This window comes from Enterobacter sp. S-33, assembly GCF_028735835.1.
Lineage (GTDB): Bacteria > Pseudomonadota > Gammaproteobacteria > Enterobacterales > Enterobacteriaceae > Enterobacter > Enterobacter vonholyi.
On the sequence record NZ_CP117838.1, the window covers coordinates 3,806,677 to 3,821,240 of the forward strand.

14 protein-coding genes are annotated in these 14,564 nt (G+C 56.3%); 4 read left to right on the top strand and 10 right to left on the bottom strand.

What is annotated here, in order from left to right; translation table 11 throughout:
* Nucleotides 1-3: 3 nt before the first annotated feature.
* From prfB to xerD, 4 genes are all read right to left on the bottom strand, one after another.
* Nucleotides 4-1,102 (bottom strand): peptide chain release factor 2 gene (gene prfB, locus PUP35_RS17960; RefSeq protein ID WP_096151315.1). Its coding sequence is split into 2 segments (ribosomal slippage): nucleotides 4-1,026 and nucleotides 1,028-1,102, totalling 1,098 coding nucleotides; the frame shifts between segments, so codons are not numbered across the junction.
* 90 nt (nucleotides 1,103-1,192) lie between these two features.
* A complete protein-coding gene (recJ, locus tag PUP35_RS17965; protein ID WP_274240732.1) occupies nucleotides 1,193-2,926 on the bottom strand; it encodes a single-stranded-DNA-specific exonuclease RecJ in 1,734 nt (577 codons plus the stop codon).
* A 5-nt stretch (nucleotides 2,927-2,931) separates the two neighbouring features.
* Nucleotides 2,932-3,645 (bottom strand): bifunctional protein-disulfide isomerase/oxidoreductase DsbC, encoded by a 714-nt coding sequence (gene dsbC, locus PUP35_RS17970; protein ID WP_111963201.1) that lies wholly within the window; start codon nucleotides 3,643-3,645, stop codon nucleotides 2,932-2,934.
* 28 nt (nucleotides 3,646-3,673) lie between these two features.
* Nucleotides 3,674-4,570, bottom strand: coding sequence for a site-specific tyrosine recombinase XerD (gene xerD / locus PUP35_RS17975; RefSeq protein ID WP_111963202.1), 897 nt, complete (start codon nucleotides 4,568-4,570; stop codon nucleotides 3,674-3,676).
* A gap of 101 nt (nucleotides 4,571-4,671) precedes the next feature.
* On the opposite strand from xerD, the gene fldB reads away from it, so the two are divergent.
* Entirely contained in the window at nucleotides 4,672-5,193 is a 522-nt protein-coding gene (gene fldB, locus PUP35_RS17980) for a flavodoxin FldB (protein ID WP_008499710.1), read from the top strand.
* A gap of 6 nt (nucleotides 5,194-5,199) precedes the next feature.
* Here the strand turns inward: fldB and PUP35_RS17985 are convergent, their stop codons facing one another.
* Nucleotides 5,200-5,610, bottom strand: coding sequence for a protein YgfX (locus tag PUP35_RS17985; RefSeq protein ID WP_021242050.1), 411 nt, complete (start codon nucleotides 5,608-5,610; stop codon nucleotides 5,200-5,202).
* Nucleotides 5,591-5,857, bottom strand: a complete 267-nt coding sequence (sdhE, locus tag PUP35_RS17990) for an FAD assembly factor SdhE (RefSeq protein ID WP_006178375.1) — start codon at nucleotides 5,855-5,857, stop codon at nucleotides 5,591-5,593. Before sdhE ends, PUP35_RS17985 begins: the two co-directional genes overlap by 20 nt.
* Nucleotides 5,858-6,151: 294 nt before the next feature.
* On the opposite strand from sdhE, the gene ygfZ reads away from it, so the two are divergent.
* Nucleotides 6,152-7,132, top strand: a complete 981-nt coding sequence (gene ygfZ, locus PUP35_RS17995) for a tRNA-modifying protein YgfZ (RefSeq protein WP_274240739.1) — start codon at nucleotides 6,152-6,154, stop codon at nucleotides 7,130-7,132.
* A gap of 110 nt (nucleotides 7,133-7,242) precedes the next feature.
* Here the strand turns inward: ygfZ and trhA are convergent, their stop codons facing one another.
* Nucleotides 7,243-7,902 carry a PAQR family membrane homeostasis protein TrhA gene (gene trhA, locus PUP35_RS18000; RefSeq protein ID WP_274240741.1) on the bottom strand — a complete coding sequence of 220 codons (660 nt, stop codon included), beginning with the start codon at nucleotides 7,900-7,902 and terminating at the stop codon, nucleotides 7,243-7,245.
* A 165-nt stretch (nucleotides 7,903-8,067) separates the two neighbouring features.
* Entirely contained in the window at nucleotides 8,068-8,379 is a 312-nt protein-coding gene (yqfB, locus tag PUP35_RS18005; RefSeq protein WP_223582476.1) for a N(4)-acetylcytidine aminohydrolase, read from the bottom strand.
* 51 nt (nucleotides 8,380-8,430) lie between these two features.
* Between yqfB and PUP35_RS18010 the strand changes: the two genes are divergently transcribed.
* Nucleotides 8,431-9,162: a MurR/RpiR family transcriptional regulator gene (locus PUP35_RS18010; RefSeq protein WP_032660101.1), complete on the top strand. Its 732-nt coding sequence runs from the start codon at nucleotides 8,431-8,433 to the stop codon at nucleotides 9,160-9,162.
* Between the two features lie 116 nt (nucleotides 9,163-9,278).
* The gene (bglA, locus tag PUP35_RS18015; protein WP_274240745.1) at nucleotides 9,279-10,712 is read left to right on the top strand and encodes a 6-phospho-beta-glucosidase BglA; all 1,434 of its coding nucleotides are present in this window, start codon (nucleotides 9,279-9,281) and stop codon (nucleotides 10,710-10,712) included.
* Nucleotides 10,713-10,772: 60 nt separating this feature from the next.
* On the opposite strand, the gene PUP35_RS18020 is transcribed toward bglA, so the two are convergent.
* Nucleotides 10,773-11,516, bottom strand: a complete 744-nt coding sequence (locus PUP35_RS18020) for an SDR family oxidoreductase (protein WP_274240747.1) — start codon at nucleotides 11,514-11,516, stop codon at nucleotides 10,773-10,775.
* A 70-nt stretch (nucleotides 11,517-11,586) separates the two neighbouring features.
* The gene (gene gcvP / locus PUP35_RS18025) at nucleotides 11,587-14,460 is read right to left on the bottom strand and encodes an aminomethyl-transferring glycine dehydrogenase (RefSeq protein WP_127732250.1); all 2,874 of its coding nucleotides are present in this window, start codon (nucleotides 14,458-14,460) and stop codon (nucleotides 11,587-11,589) included.
* Nucleotides 14,461-14,564 lie beyond the last annotated feature (104 nt).

The following is a 14,564-nucleotide window of genomic DNA, read 5'->3' on the forward strand; positions in this document are numbered from 1 at the left end:
TCCTCATAACCCTGCTTTCAAACTTGCTTCGATAAATTGGTCCAGGCTGCCGTCCAGCACCGCCTGCGTGTTGCGGGTTTCAACCCCGGTACGCAGGTCTTTGATGCGGGAGTCATCAAGGACGTAAGAACGGATCTGGCTGCCCCAGCCGATGTCAGACTTGTTGTCTTCCATCGCCTGTTTCTCAGCATTTTTCTTCTGCATCTCCAGCTCATAAAGCTTCGCTTTCATCTGCTTCATGGCCTGGTCTTTGTTCTTATGCTGGGAACGGTCGTTCTGGCATTGCGTGACCAGCCCGGTTGGAATGTGGGTAATACGCACCGCCGATTCCGTACGGTTAACGTGCTGACCACCCGCGCCGGATGCGCGATAAACGTCGATACGCAGGTCCGCCGGGTTAATTTCGATATCAATATCTTCGTCAACTTCCGGGTAAACAAACGCGGAGCTGAAGGAGGTATGACGGCGGCCGCCGGAGTCGAACGGGCTCTTACGTACCAGGCGGTGAACGCCGGTTTCGGTACGCAGCCAGCCGTAGGCGTAATCGCCAATGATCTTGATGGTGACGGATTTCAGACCCGCTACTTCACCTTCAGACTCTTCGATAATTTCGGTTTTGAAGCCGCGCGCTTCTGCCCAACGCAGGTACATACGCGTCAGCATGCTGGCCCAGTCCTGCGCTTCGGTACCGCCGGAACCTGCCTGAATATCGAGATAGCAGTCAGCGCTGTCGTATTCGCCGGAGAACATGCGACGGAATTCAAGCTGCGCCAGCTTCTCTTCCAGCACGTCGAGTTCTGCCACGGCTTCGTTAAAGGTTTCTTCGTCGTCAGCTTCGACGGCCAGCTCCAGCAAACCGGAAACATCTTCCAGCCCCTGGGCCATTTGATCCAGCGTATCTACGATAGCTTCGAGAGAGGAACGCTCTTTACCCAGCGCCTGGGCGCGTTCAGGTTCGTTCCAGACGTCCGGCTGTTCCAGCTCGGCGTTTACTTCTTCAAGACGCTCTTTCTTGGCATCGTAGTCAAAGATACCCCCTAAGAACGTCAGAGCGCTCCGTGAGGTCCTGAATACGGTTTTTTACCGGATTAATTTCAAACATGGTCTGTTTTCTTTTATGGACTTGTCAAAATGCGGTGATAAGAGCGGGATTGTACCGAATCCACGCCCTTTTTTATAGAGATTACTGCCGCTAAATTGGCCAGATATTGTCGATGATGATCTGAAGGGTGCGGTTACCGCGAAACTCGTTGATGTCCAGTTTGTACGCCAGCTCGACCTCGCGCACGCCGTTGTCCGGCCAGATGGAGGTATCGACGTTAAAAGCAATGCCGTCCAGAAGCGGTCCACCGCCCACGGGCTCGACCATCACTTTCAGATGACGTTCGCCGACAATGCGCTGCTGCAGCAGGCGGAATCGCCCGTCAAACAGCGGTTCCGGGAACATCTGCCCCCACGGGCCGGCATCGCGCAGCATTTGCGCCACGTCCATCGTCATCTCAAGCGGTGAAAGCTCGCCATCGGACACCACTTCCCCCTGCAGCAGGGCCGGGTCAATCCAGTCGGTGACCAGCTCGCCGAACAGGCGCTGGAACTCGTCGAATTTCGCCTCTTCCAGCGACAGTCCAGCCGCCATCGCATGGCCGCCGAACTTGATCATCAGACCCGGGTACAGCGTATCGAGACGCTCCAGAGCATCACGCATGTGCAACCCCTGAATTGAGCGGCCAGAGCCTTTCAGCGTGCCGTCGCCCGCGGGTGCGAACGCGATCACCGGGCGGTGGAAGCGCTCTTTGATGCGCGACGCCAGAATGCCGACCACGCCCTGATGCCACTCGGGATGGTACATCGCCAGGCCGCCCGGCAGCGTATCGCCGCTGCGCTCCAGTTTTTCACACAGGGTCAGCGCTTCGGCCTGCATCCCCTGCTCAATCTCTTTACGTGTCTGGTTCAGGGCGTCCAGCTCGTTGGCCAGCACGCGCGCTTCACCGATGTTGTCGCACAGCAGCAGCGCCACGCCGACGGACATATCGTCCAGTCTTCCGGCCGCGTTCAGGCGCGGCCCGAGCGCAAAGCCCAAATCGCTTGCCGCCAGCTTGAGCGGGTCGCGGTTGGCAATTTCCAGCAGCGCCTTGATCCCCGGACGGCACTTGCCTGCCCGGATGCGGCTTAGGCCCTGCCAGGTCAGGATACGGTTATTGGTATCGAGCGGGACCACGTCGGCGACGGTACCCAGCGCCACCAGATCGAGATATTCGGCCAGGTTTGGCACGGCAATACCGCGGGATTCGAACCAGCCCTTATCGCGCAGCAGGGTCCGTAACGCCAGCATCAGATAAAACGCCACGCCCACGCCTGCGAGGGATTTCGATGGGAAATCGCAGTCGAGCAGATTGGGGTTAATAATCGCTTCCGCTGCGGGCAGCGTTTCTCCCGGCAGGTGGTGATCGGTGACCAACACCGGGATCCCCAACGCGTGGGCATGATCGACTCCCGCATGGGAAGAGATCCCGTTATCGACGGTCATGATCATCTGCGCACCCCGGGCGTGGGCCTGATCGACCACTTCCGGGCTGAGTCCGTAGCCGTCTTCAAAACGGTTCGGCACCAGATACGTGACGTTATCGCAGCCCAGCGCGCGCAGGCTGAGCACGCTCAGCGCGGTGCTGGTTGCGCCGTCGGCGTCGAAGTCCCCTACCACCACAATCCGCGTTCCTTCACGAAGGGCGTTGTAGAGCATCTCAGTGGCTTTTTCGATACCGCTCAGCTGCTGCCAGGACAGCATCCCTTTCACGCTGCGTTCAAGATCCTCAGCGCTACGCACGCCGCGACTGGCGTAGAGGCGCTTAAGCAGCGCCGGGAGATCGGCTGGCAAATCAACCGGTTCGACCGCCTCGCGGCGGCGCAATTTTATCGGGGCTTTCACGCGGATTATTTACCACCAAACTGTTTCTGGTGCGCGTCGAGGAATTCTTTCATCTCCTTCGGTCCCTGATAGCCCGGAACGACATAGCCGTTGCTCAGGACAATCGCTGGCGTCCCGCTCACGCCAAACTGCACGCCCAGCGCGTAGTGGTTAGCAATGTCGATATCGCAGGAGGCTGGCTTAACTTCTTTTCCGCTCATCGCATCATCAAAGGCTTTGTTGCGGTCTTTCGCACACCAGATGGCCTTCATGTCCTGCTCTGGCTGGCTCTGCACACCCGCGCGCGGGAAGGCAAGATAGCGCACGGTAATGCCCAGCGCGTTGTAGTCTTTCATCTCTTCATGCAGCTTGTGGCAGTAGCCGCAGGTGATGTCGGTGAAGACGGTAATGACGTGTTTTTCCTGCGCCGCCTTATAGACGATCATCTCTTTTTCGAGCGCGTTCAGGTTTTTCATCAGCAGCTGGTTGGTCACGTTGACCGGCTGCGCGCCGCTCACGTCGTACATTGGCCCCTGAATAATGTGTTTGCCGTCTTCAGTGACGTACAGCACGCCGCTGTTGGTCAGTACTGTTTTCATGCCAGCGACCGGCGCAGGCTGAATATCGCTTCCGGTGACGCCGAGCTTAGCCAGCGACTGCTTGATGGCGGCGTCGTCCGCATGGGCGAAACCGGTAAAGGAGGCTGCCAGCAGGGTGAACAGCGCGAAAGTCTTTTTCATATGTGATCCTGTTACAATTCGTCGGCACTCACGCTCGAGGGTGGTGCTGTTGGTGTAGCTGCCGCAGGCGTTCCGTCGCGACATGGGTGTAAATTTGCGTCGTGGAAAGATCGCTGTGTCCCAGCAGCATCTGCACCACGCGTAAATCAGCGCCGTGGTTGAGCAGATGCGTCGCGAAGGCGTGACGCAATACGTGCGGCGAAAGCTTTTCACTGTCGATACCCGCCAGTGTGGCGTAATGCTTGATGCGATGCCAGAACGTTTGTCGCGTCATCTGCTGTGCGCGCTGGCTCGGAAACAGGACATCGATAGACACGCCGTTGAGCAACCACGGACGGCCATGCTCCAGATACGTTTCCAGCCAGTAAACCGCCTCTTCGCCCAGCGGAACCAGCCTTTCCTTATTGCCTTTACCGATGACGCGCACCACGCCCTGACGCAGGCTGATGTCGCTCATCGTCAGGCCAACCAGTTCCGAAACGCGCAGGCCGGTAGCATACAATAGCTCAAGCATGGCTTTATCGCGTAACTCCAGCGGCAGGTCAACTGCCGGTGACTGTAATAATCTCTCAACTTGTGCTTCGCTGAGATCTTTCGGCAGCCGCTGCGGGAGCTTAGGGGACGCCAGCAGCGCGCTGGGATCGTCCTGGCGAATCTTCTCACGGTAGAGATGCTGGAAAAGCCGACGCATGGCGCTGAGCAAACGAGCGGAGCTGGTGGCTTTGTACCCCCCTTCTACACGTTCACCGAGCAGCGCCTGCAGGTCGTCGCTTTGCGCGCTCGCCAGCGAGAGCTGCCGACGGGCCAGCCACTCCACCAGCATGGTAAGATCGCGCCGGTAGGCGCTGAGCGTATTCTCGGCCAGGTTTTTTTCCAGCCACAGTGCGTCGAGAAACTGTTCAACGAGTGCGAGATCCTTTTCCACATCAGCCCCTTTGATTCTGCAGTCAGGCCATTATGCCTGATTGTGACCGGTTTCTGGTACACTACGCGCAAAGTCAACGCAAGAATTGAGATAGTTACGCGATGAATATTGGTCTGTTCTATGGTTCCAGCACCTGCTACACCGAAATGGCGGCAGAGAAAATTCGCGACATCATTGGCCCGGAACTGGTGACGTTGCATAACCTGAAAGATGACGCGGTCGCGCTGATGGAACAGTACGATGTACTGATCCTCGGCATCCCAACCTGGGATTTTGGTGAGATACAGGAAGACTGGGAAGCCATCTGGGATCAACTTGATTCAGTCAATCTCGACGGCAAAATCATTGCCATGTACGGCATGGGAGATCAGCTGGGTTACGGGGAGTGGTTCCTGGACGCGCTTGGCATGCTGCACGACAAACTGGCGCCAAAAGGGGTGTCGTTCATCGGCTACTGGCCAACCGAAGGTTACGAGTTCACCAGTAAAAAGCCGATTATTGCCGACGGCGAGCTGTTTGTTGGACTCGCGCTGGATGAAACCAACCAGTACGATCTCAGCGATGAGCGCCTGCAAACCTGGTGCGAGCAGATTTTGGGCGAAATGGCTGAAAAGTTTAGCTAACGCATATTATCCCTGCGTCGTCTGTTGCAATAGCATCCGGCGCAGGTCTCGCCACTCGGCAGCATCCATACTGTCAGCCGCCAGCCAAAGATGCTGGCAACGCCCGCCGTCCACCTTGCGTAACCGTAACATCATGCCGCAGTTGAGCATCCAGGGCATACCGAGGATATCCCACTCTTTACCCTGCCAGCGCAGGCGGGAATCCATCAGTAATTTGATCTCTCCCTGACGGGCATTAATTCGACGCTGGCTGCGTACGCTGTCAAAAACGACAAACGAGAGTAACAGCAGCCACAGCGGCGTATAGCTTAGCGGCCACGGCATCAGTAACACAAAGGCCGCAACCAGTCCGTGGAGCAATAAAGACATCCACTGCGAGCGCCACGAGACGCGAAGATCAGATTGCCACAGGACCACGTTCCCGATTCCGTGTTTGAATTAATTGCACCATCCGTTGCAACTCGGTATCGGCGGGTTTGCCGTGGTTCATCAGCCAGTTGAATAAATCCGGATCGTCAGACTCAAGCAGGCGAACAAACAGACGCTTATCATCGTCGCTTAAGGTGTCATATTCATATTCGAAGAAAGGCATGATGGAAATATCAAGTTCACGCATTCCGCGACGGCACGCCCAGTGAATACGGGCCTTGTTGTTAATATCCATGTTCAGTTTCCTGCATTACGTTTGGCACAGTCGGTGCCCCGTTCAGTGTTCTTTATTTCTCTACGGGGACACCAGCTAGTGTAACGTGTTTTTGACCGTTTCATTACTGGAATATTGCGATCGACGAGCAGGCTTCCAGAATAATCCCTACAAAGGCAGCGGATTACATTATTTTGCGTAGCGTTACGCATAACCGGTTTAGGGCACAAATGGCCTGTTGAAAGCGCTTGCATTGCCTGCAGGCTCTTTTACCATTAGGCATTATCAAAGCGTTAAGCAATTCAGGATCTCGTTATGGCATTTACACCATTTTCTCCTCGCCAGCCCGCCGCCTCTGCGCGTCTGCCGCTGACGCTTATTTCTCTTGATGACTGGGCGCTAGCGACGCTCACCGGTGCCGACGCCGAAAAATATCTGCAGGGCCAGGTGACCGCCGACGTCAGCCAGATGACCGAACACCAGCACCTGCTGGCCGCCCATTGCGACCCAAAAGGCAAAATGTGGAGCAACCTGCGTCTGTTCCGCCGTCAGGATGGTTTTGCCTTTATTGAGCGCCGCAGCCTGCAGGAGGCCCAGCTCAAAGAGTTGAAAAAGTACGCAGTCTTTTCCAAAGTCACTATCGCCCCGGACGACGAACATGTCCTGCTGGGTGTGGCCGGCTTCCAGGCACGTGCGGCGCTGAAAAATCTCTTTAGCGAACTGCCGGATGCCGAAAAGCAGCTCGTCAGCGAAGGCGCCACCTCCATCCTGTGGTTTGAACACCCGGCAGAGCGTTTTCTGTTAGTCACGGATGCCGAAACCGCCGAGCGCATCACCGAGGCGCTGCGCGGCGAAGCGCAGCTCAACAACAGTCAGCAGTGGCTGGCGCTGAACATCGAAGCGGGTCTGCCGGTAATTGACGCAGCAAACAGCGCGCAGTTTATTCCTCAGGCAACCAACCTGCAGGCACTGGGCGGCATAAGCTTTAAAAAAGGCTGTTACACCGGCCAGGAGATGGTCGCGCGTGCAAAATTCCGCGGGGCAAACAAACGTGCGCTGTGGACACTCGCGGGACATGCCAGCCGCGTCCCTGAAGCGGGTGAAGATTTAGAGCTGAAGATGGGTGAAAACTGGCGCCGTACCGGCACCGTATTAGCCGCCGTACAGCTGGATGATGGACGTCTTCTGGTGCAGGCCGTTATGAATAATGACATGGAAGCCGACAGCGTGTTCCGCGTGCGTGACGATGCGAATACGCTGAGTATTGAGCCGCTGCCATATTCACTGGAAGAGTGATGCTGTATCGCCCGGTGGCGCTGCGCTTACCGGGCCTACGGTTTTGGTGTCCTCCCTCTCCCTGTGGGAGAGGACCGGGGTGAGGGCAACCGCCCGCACGGCGTAAAAAACTACGCCTGCCCCACGTACAAATAGATCGCCAAAAAGTGGCATACGCTGCCGCCGAGCACAAAGCCGTGCCAGATGGCATGGTTGTAAGGAATGCGCTTGCAGACGTAAAAAATCACGCCGAGCGAGTACACCACACCGCCTAAGGCCAGAAGCGTTACGCCCCCTACCGACAGTTTGACCGCCAGTTGATACACCACAATCAGCGACAGCCAACCCATGGTCAGATAGGTGACCAGCGACAGCACCTTAAAGCGGTGCGCGATGGTCAGCTTAAACAGGATCCCCATCAGTGCCAGGCTCCAGATAACAATCATCAGGCCACGCGACAGCGGCGAGTTGAGCCCCACCAGCAAAAATGGCGTGTAGGTGCCTGCAATAAGAAGATAGATAGCGCAGTGGTCAAATTTCTTGAGCCACATCTTGGCCCGCTGATGCGGGATCGCGTGATACAGCGTCGAGGCCAGGAACAGCAGGATCATACTCCCGCCATACAGGCTGTAGCTGGTAATGGCCATCGCGCTGGCATTAGCGTCCACCGCCTGCACCAGCAATAAGACTAAACCGACAATCCCAAACACCAGGCCAATGCCGTGGCTGATGCTGTTGGCTACTTCCTCAGCCAGCGAATATCCCTGTGCGATTAATGGTCTACTCACCATACAAAACTCCGGGAAAACAAAAGATGATTATTCATCGCATCACTATGCTAACTGAGAATGATTCCAGTGAACACATGTTAGCTAAAATAAAGTTAAACATAACGTTTCTAAATTACAATCAGACAGTTACACTTTAATTTCAGCGAACGCACGTTTCGATTTTAATTATAAACATTTAAAATCAATCACATAAAACTGGTTCTGCCTGGGGTAGATCTCTGCGATCACGCTTTTCAATTCATCCAGGGTCATGTTCTCCTGTTCAGCATGTTTTTGCGTCAATGTGTCGAACGTAACGATTGACGTCCCTGTTACTTCGATGGTGCAAAAATAACCATCATCCTCATAACGCCCCACCCGCAGGATATCGCCGGTTTTGAAATGGGATTCACTTTGATCCCGGATAGTGATGGTTTTACGCCCGGCCAGAATGTCGTCCTGAAAGCGCTGAAAAAAAGTGATGTCGTTTGGCTGCATGTTATTATTCCCTGAAGAAAAGTCTGATGAGTGAGTGTAGCCATTGTGAGCATGTTCTCCCATTCCGCCATTGCCAGTCTCAATAACCTGGAGATGATGGTCTACAACTATGTCATAAAAAATCGTGACAAAGTGATGTACATGACCATTCGCGAGCTGGCGGATGCTGCAGACGTCTCAACCACCACTATCCTGCGCTTTTGCCGCAAGCTTAACTGCGAAGGGTATTCTGAATTCCGCGTGCGCTTTAAGCTGTACCTTGAGCAGAACGAGCCCCAGCAGGCGAACTTCGGCGCCAGCGAAATAATCAGCTTTTTTAAAAGCGTGAATAATGAAGAGTTCGACGCGTTATTGGATAAGGCGGTCGATATTATTTTATCTTCCGAGCGAATTATATTTGTCGGTGCCGGGACATCAGGTTCGCTGGCAAAATATGGCGCACGTTTCTTTTCTAATATTGGGAAATTCAGTAACCATATTGATGACCCTTATTTCCCGGTCACGAATGACATGGCAAAAAATGCGCTGGCGATTGTGCTCTCCGTCTCGGGCGAGACCGAGGAGATCCTGCGCTTCGCCAGCCAGTTCAGCCTGCATCACTGTAAGGTGCTCTCCATTACCAGCCACGAGCACTCGCGCCTGGCAAAACTGGCGGACTTTAATCTCTCCTGGCACGTTCCTCAGACTCGAATTGCAGGCGTCTACGATATAACCACGCAAATTCCCGTCATCTATATTCTGGAATCTCTCGGCCGTAAGCTGGCGAAGAAACTTACAGAATAAAACACCCTGTTTTTTTGATGTGACAAATCACATTTACCGTAAATTGTTATATCGTGACATTTAATTTCGCTTTGCTAGACTCGATGCCAATAAGTCATTTATTGAGAATAGCAGCGATGAAAAAATTGACCTTACCAAAAGATTTTTTATGGGGTGGCGCGGTTGCCGCTCATCAGGTTGAAGGCGGCTGGAACAAAGGCGGCAAAGGGCCAAGCATTTGCGACGTATTGACCGGCGGCGCACACGGCGTACCGCGTGAAATCACGCAGGAGGTGGTGCCGGGTAAATACTACCCAAACCACGAGGCCATCGACTTCCACGGCCACTATAAAGAAGACATCAAGCTATTTGCCGAGATGGGCTTCAAGTGTTTCCGTACCTCCATCGCCTGGACGCGCATCTTCCCGAAAGGTGATGAAACGCAGCCAAACGAAGAGGGGCTGAAGTTTTACGACGACATGTTCGATGAGCTGCTGAAGTACAACATCGAACCGGTGATCACCCTCTCCCACTTCGAAATGCCGCTGCACCTGGTGCAGGAATACGGTAGCTGGACCAACCGTAAAGTGGTTGATTTCTTTGTGCGCTTCGCGGAAGTGGTTTTTGAGCGCTACAAAAACAAGGTCAAATACTGGATGACCTTCAACGAAATCAATAACCAGCGCAACTGGCGCGCACCGCTGTTCGGCTACTGCTGCTCCGGTGTGGTCTATACCGAACACGAAAATCCCGAAGAGACCATGTATCAGGTGCTTCACCACCAGTTTGTGGCCAGCGCCCTGGCGGTGAAAGCCGCGCGCTGCATCAATCCGGAGATGAAAGTCGGCTGCATGCTGGCCATGGTGGCGCTCTATCCATTCTCCTGCAAGCCGGAAGACGTGATGTTCGCCCAGGAATCGATGCGCGAGCGCTACGTCTTTACCGACGTCCAGCTGCGGGGTTACTACCCGTCTTACGTCCTGAACGAGTGGGAGCGCCGCGGGTTCTCCATCAAAATGGAGGCAGGCGACGAGCAGATCCTGCGTGAAGGTACCTGCGACTACCTGGGCTTCAGCTACTACATGACCAACGCGGTGAAAGCGGAAGGCGGCACCGGGGACGCGATTTCCGGTTTCGAAGGCAGCGTGCCGAACCCGCACGTTAAGGCTTCCGACTGGGGCTGGCAGATTGACCCGGTAGGGTTACGCTATTCCCTGTGCGAACTGTACGAGCGTTACCAGAAACCGCTGTTTATCGTTGAAAACGGCTTCGGCGCCTACGACAAGGTTGAAGAAGACGGCAGCATCAACGATGACTATCGTATCGACTATCTGCGTGCCCACGTGGAGGAAATGATCAAAGCCGTTACCCACGATGGCGTGGATCTGATGGGCTATACGCCATGGGGCTGTATCGACTGCGTGTCGTTCACCACCGGCCAGTACAGCAAACGCTACGGCTTTATCTACGTGAATAAACACGACGACGGTACGGGCGACATGTCGCGTTCACGCAAGAAAAGCTTCGAGTGGTATAAGGGCGTAATTGCCAGCAACGGCGAGAAACTTTAACGCCGAGCGCCGTTACGCTTGATCCCCTCTCCCCTTTGGGGAGAGGGTTAGGTTAGGGGTTTACTTCCCACCCGCCAGCTCAATAAAGCTCCCCGTCACGTAAGACGCCTTCTCGCTCAGCAGCCAGACAATCGCCTGGGCGACCTCTTCCGGCTGACCGCCGCGCTGCATCGGCAGCAACGATTTCACGCGATCCACTCGCCCCGGCTCTCCGCCGGAAGCATGGATATCGGTATAGATCAGACCCGGACGGACGCAGTTGACGCGAATGCCCTGCGCCGCTACCTCCAGCGATAAACCCGTTGTCAGCGAATCCACCGCCCCCTTGGACGCGGCATAATCCACATATTCACCCGGCGCGCCCAGACGCGACGCTGCAGAAGAGACATTCACTATCGCCCCACCCTTGCCGCCATACCTGAAGGACATTCGTTTTACCGCTTCCCGGCAGCAGAGGAAGTAGCCCGTGACGTTGGTCGCCAGGACGCGGTTAATGCGCTCAGCGGAGAGATTCTCGATGGTGGATTGCTCAAACAGAATTCCCGCATTGTTGACCAGCGCGGTAAGCGGCTCGCCTTCACGATCGATGCTGTCAAACATCGCCAGCACCTGAGCTTCATCACTGATATCTGCGCGGACGGCAAAGGCTTTACCGCCAGCTTCAACGATCTGGTTTATCACGTCCGTCGCGGCTTTAATGTTGTGATGATAGTTCACCGCCACGGTGTAGTCTTCGCGTGCCAGCTGGAGCGCAGTGGCTTTCCCAATGCCCCGACTGGCGCCGGTCACAAGTGCAATGCCCATTTTCTTCTCCCAATAAAAAAGCCGGGTGGCGCCTTCGCCTTACCCGGCCTGGATTACTGCACCAGCGCGATTACTGGTATTCGCTCATCGGTACGCAGGAGCAGAACAGGTTACGGTCGCCGTAGACGTCATCGAGACGCTTCACGGTCGGCCAGTATTTGTTCGCCACACCTGCCGGGAAGACCGCCAGCTCGCGGGAGTAACCGTGGTTCCACTCAGCCACCATCTCGTGCTGGGTGTGCGGAGCGTTGACCAGCGGGTTATCTTCCAGCGTCCACTCGCCGTCCTGCACGCGGTCGATCTCCATGCGGATGGCCAGCATCGCGTCGATAAAGCGGTCCAGCTCTGCTTTGCTTTCAGACTCCGTTGGCTCAACCATCAGCGTACCCGCAACCGGGAACGACATGGTTGGCGCGTGGAAGCCGTAGTCGATCAGACGCTTGGCGATATCCAGCTCGCTAATGCCGGTCTGCTCTTTCAGCGGACGAATATCGAGGATGCACTCGTGCGCCACGCGGCCGTCGCGGCCGGTATAGAGCACGGGGAAGGCGGACTTCAGGCGAGTCGCAATATAGTTGGCATTCAGAATTGCCACCTGGCTCGCCTGCTTCAGCCCTTCCGCGCCCATCATGCGAATGTACATCCAGCTGATTGGCAGGATAGAGGCGCTACCGAACGGTGCCGCAGAGACCGCGCCCTGACGGGTCAGCATGCCTTCGATCTGCACAACGCTGTGGCCTGGGACAAACGGTGCCAGGTGCGCTTTCACGCCGATTGGGCCCATGCCCGGGCCGCCACCGCCGTGCGGGATGCAGAAGGTTTTGTGCAGGTTAAGGTGCGACACGTCCGCGCCGATAAAGCCCGGAGAGGTAATGCCCACCTGCGCGTTCATGTTCGCGCCGTCGAGGTATACCTGACCGCCGAACTGGTGCACCACTTCGCACACTTCACGGATGGTCTCTTCGTACACGCCGTGGGTGGACGGATAGGTCACCATGATGCAGGAGAGCTTGTCGCCCGCCTGTTCGGCTTTCGCGCGCAGGTCAGCCAGGTCGATGTTGCCGTTCTTATCGCACGCGACCACCACGACTTCCATGCCCGCCATCTGGGCTGAGGCCGGGTTGGTGCCGTGGGCGGAGCTTGGGATCAGGCAGATATCGCGGTGACCTTCGTTACGGCTTTCGTGATAATGACGGATTGCCAGCAGGCCCGCATATTCACCCTGCGCGCCGGAGTTCGGCTGCATGCAGAGCGCGTCATAACCGGTCAGCTTCACCAGCCAGTCGGAAAGCTGGTTGATCATCATATGATAACCTTCTGCCTGCTCTGGCGGGCAGAACGGGTGCAGCTCGGAGAATTCGGGCCAGGTGATCGGGATCATCTCTGCCGCGGCGTTGAGCTTCATGGTGCATGATCCCAGCGGGATCATCGCCTGGTTCAGCGCCAGATCCTTACGCTCCAGAGAGTGCATGTAACGCATCATCTCGGTCTCGCTGTGGTAGCGATTAAAGACCGGGTGCGTCAGGATGGCGTCGTTACGCAGCATGCTGTCCTGAATGGAGCGGCTGTCGAGCGCGACCTCTTTGTCGAGCGCGTCAATGTCCAGACCGTGCGCGTCACCCAGCAGCACGCTGAACAGGTTCAGGATATCGTCGCGGGTGGTGCTTTCATCGAGCGTAATGCCGACGGCGTTGTGGATGTCGCTGCGCAGGTTGATCTCTGCCGCGTTCGCGCGGGCCAGCACGGCCGCTTTGTCCGCCACGTCCACGCACAGGGTGTCGAAGTAGTGGGTATGGCGCAGCTTAAGACCTTTTTGCTGCAGGCCGCAGGCCAGGATATCGGCCAGGCGGTGAATGCGGCTGGCAATGCGTTTCAGGCCTGCCGGGCCGTGGAACACGGCGTACAGGCTGGCGATGTTTGCCAGCAGAACCTGCGAGGTACAGATGTTGGAGTTCGCTTTCTCGCGGCGGATATGCTGCTCGCGGGTCTGCATCGCCATGCGCAGTGCAGTATTACCGGCAGCGTCTTTGGAGACGCCGATAATACGGCCAGGCATGGAACGTTTGAATTCATCTTTCGCGCCGAAGAACGCCGCATGCGGACCGCCGTAGCCCATCGGCACGCCGAAGCGCTGCGCTGAGCCGAATACGATATCCGCGCCCTGTTTGCCCGGTGCCGTCAGCAGCACCAGCGCCATAAAATCGGCGGCAACGCTGACAACCACCTTGCGGGATTTCAGCTCGGCAATCAGCGCGCCGTAGTCGTGAACTTCGCCGGTGGTGCCCACCTGCTGCAGCAGAACGCCGAAAACGTCCTGATGATCCAGCACTTTGTCAGCGTCATCGACGATCACGTCAAAGCCGAAGGTTTCCGCACGGGTGCGCACCACGTCCAGCGTCTGCGGATGCACGTCCGCCGCGACGAAGAAGCGGTTGGCATTTTTCAGCTTGCTCACGCGCTTAGCCATTGCCATCGCTTCGGCGGCGGCGGTCGCTTCGTCCAGCAGAGAAGCAGAGGCGATATCCATGCCGGTCAGGTCCAGCGTCACCTGCTGGAAGTTCAGCAGCGCTTCCAGGCGGCCCTGGGAGACTTCTGGCTGATAGGGGGTGTAAGCGGTGTACCAGCCCGGGTTTTCCAGCATGTTGCGCAGGATAACCGGCGGTAACTGCACGTTGGTATAGCCCATGCCAATGTAAGACTTATAGCGCTTGTTCAGGCCTGCGATGGCCTTCAGCTCCGCCAGCGCGGCGAATTCCGTGGTGGCTTCCCCCACCTGAGGCGGCGTGGCAAGCTGGATGTCTTTTGGCACAATCTGGCCGATCAGTGCGTTTAATGAATCCGCGCCAACTGTCTTCAGCATCTCCTGCTGTTGCTGAGCATCCGGCCCAATGTGACGTTCGATGAAGGCGCCACGGTTTTCAAGCTGGCTTAAAGTCTGTGTCATGAGCGATGGTTCCTGAAACGTGCAGTGAATGTGTTTTCTCCCTCTCCCTGAGGGAGAGGGCTGGGGTGAGGGTGTCGTCTGTTCCCCTCACCCTACCCTCTCCG

Excerpts from the sequence above, each read along its gene's own strand:
- ygfZ (WP_274240739.1), top strand. The coding sequence starts at position 6,152 with ATGGCATTTACACCATTTTCTCCTCGCCAGCCCGCCGCCTCTGCGCGT.
- PUP35_RS18010 (WP_032660101.1), top strand. The coding sequence starts at position 8,431 with ATGTTCTCCCATTCCGCCATTGCCAGTCTCAATAACCTGGAGATGATG.
- trhA (WP_274240741.1), bottom strand. The coding sequence starts at position 7,902 with ATGGTGAGTAGACCATTAATCGCACAGGGATATTCGCTGGCTGAGGAA.
- fldB (WP_008499710.1), top strand. The coding sequence starts at position 4,672 with ATGAATATTGGTCTGTTCTATGGTTCCAGCACCTGCTACACCGAAATG.
- dsbC (WP_111963201.1), bottom strand. The coding sequence starts at position 3,645 with ATGAAAAAGACTTTCGCGCTGTTCACCCTGCTGGCAGCCTCCTTTACC.
- bglA (WP_274240745.1), top strand. The coding sequence starts at position 9,279 with ATGAAAAAATTGACCTTACCAAAAGATTTTTTATGGGGTGGCGCGGTT.
- gcvP (WP_127732250.1), bottom strand. The coding sequence starts at position 14,460 with ATGACACAGACTTTAAGCCAGCTTGAAAACCGTGGCGCCTTCATCGAA.
- PUP35_RS18020 (WP_274240747.1), bottom strand. The coding sequence starts at position 11,516 with ATGGGCATTGCACTTGTGACCGGCGCCAGTCGGGGCATTGGGAAAGCC.
- sdhE (WP_006178375.1), bottom strand. The coding sequence starts at position 5,857 with ATGGATATTAACAACAAGGCCCGTATTCACTGGGCGTGCCGTCGCGGA.
- yqfB (WP_223582476.1), bottom strand. The coding sequence starts at position 8,379 with ATGCAGCCAAACGACATCACTTTTTTTCAGCGCTTTCAGGACGACATT.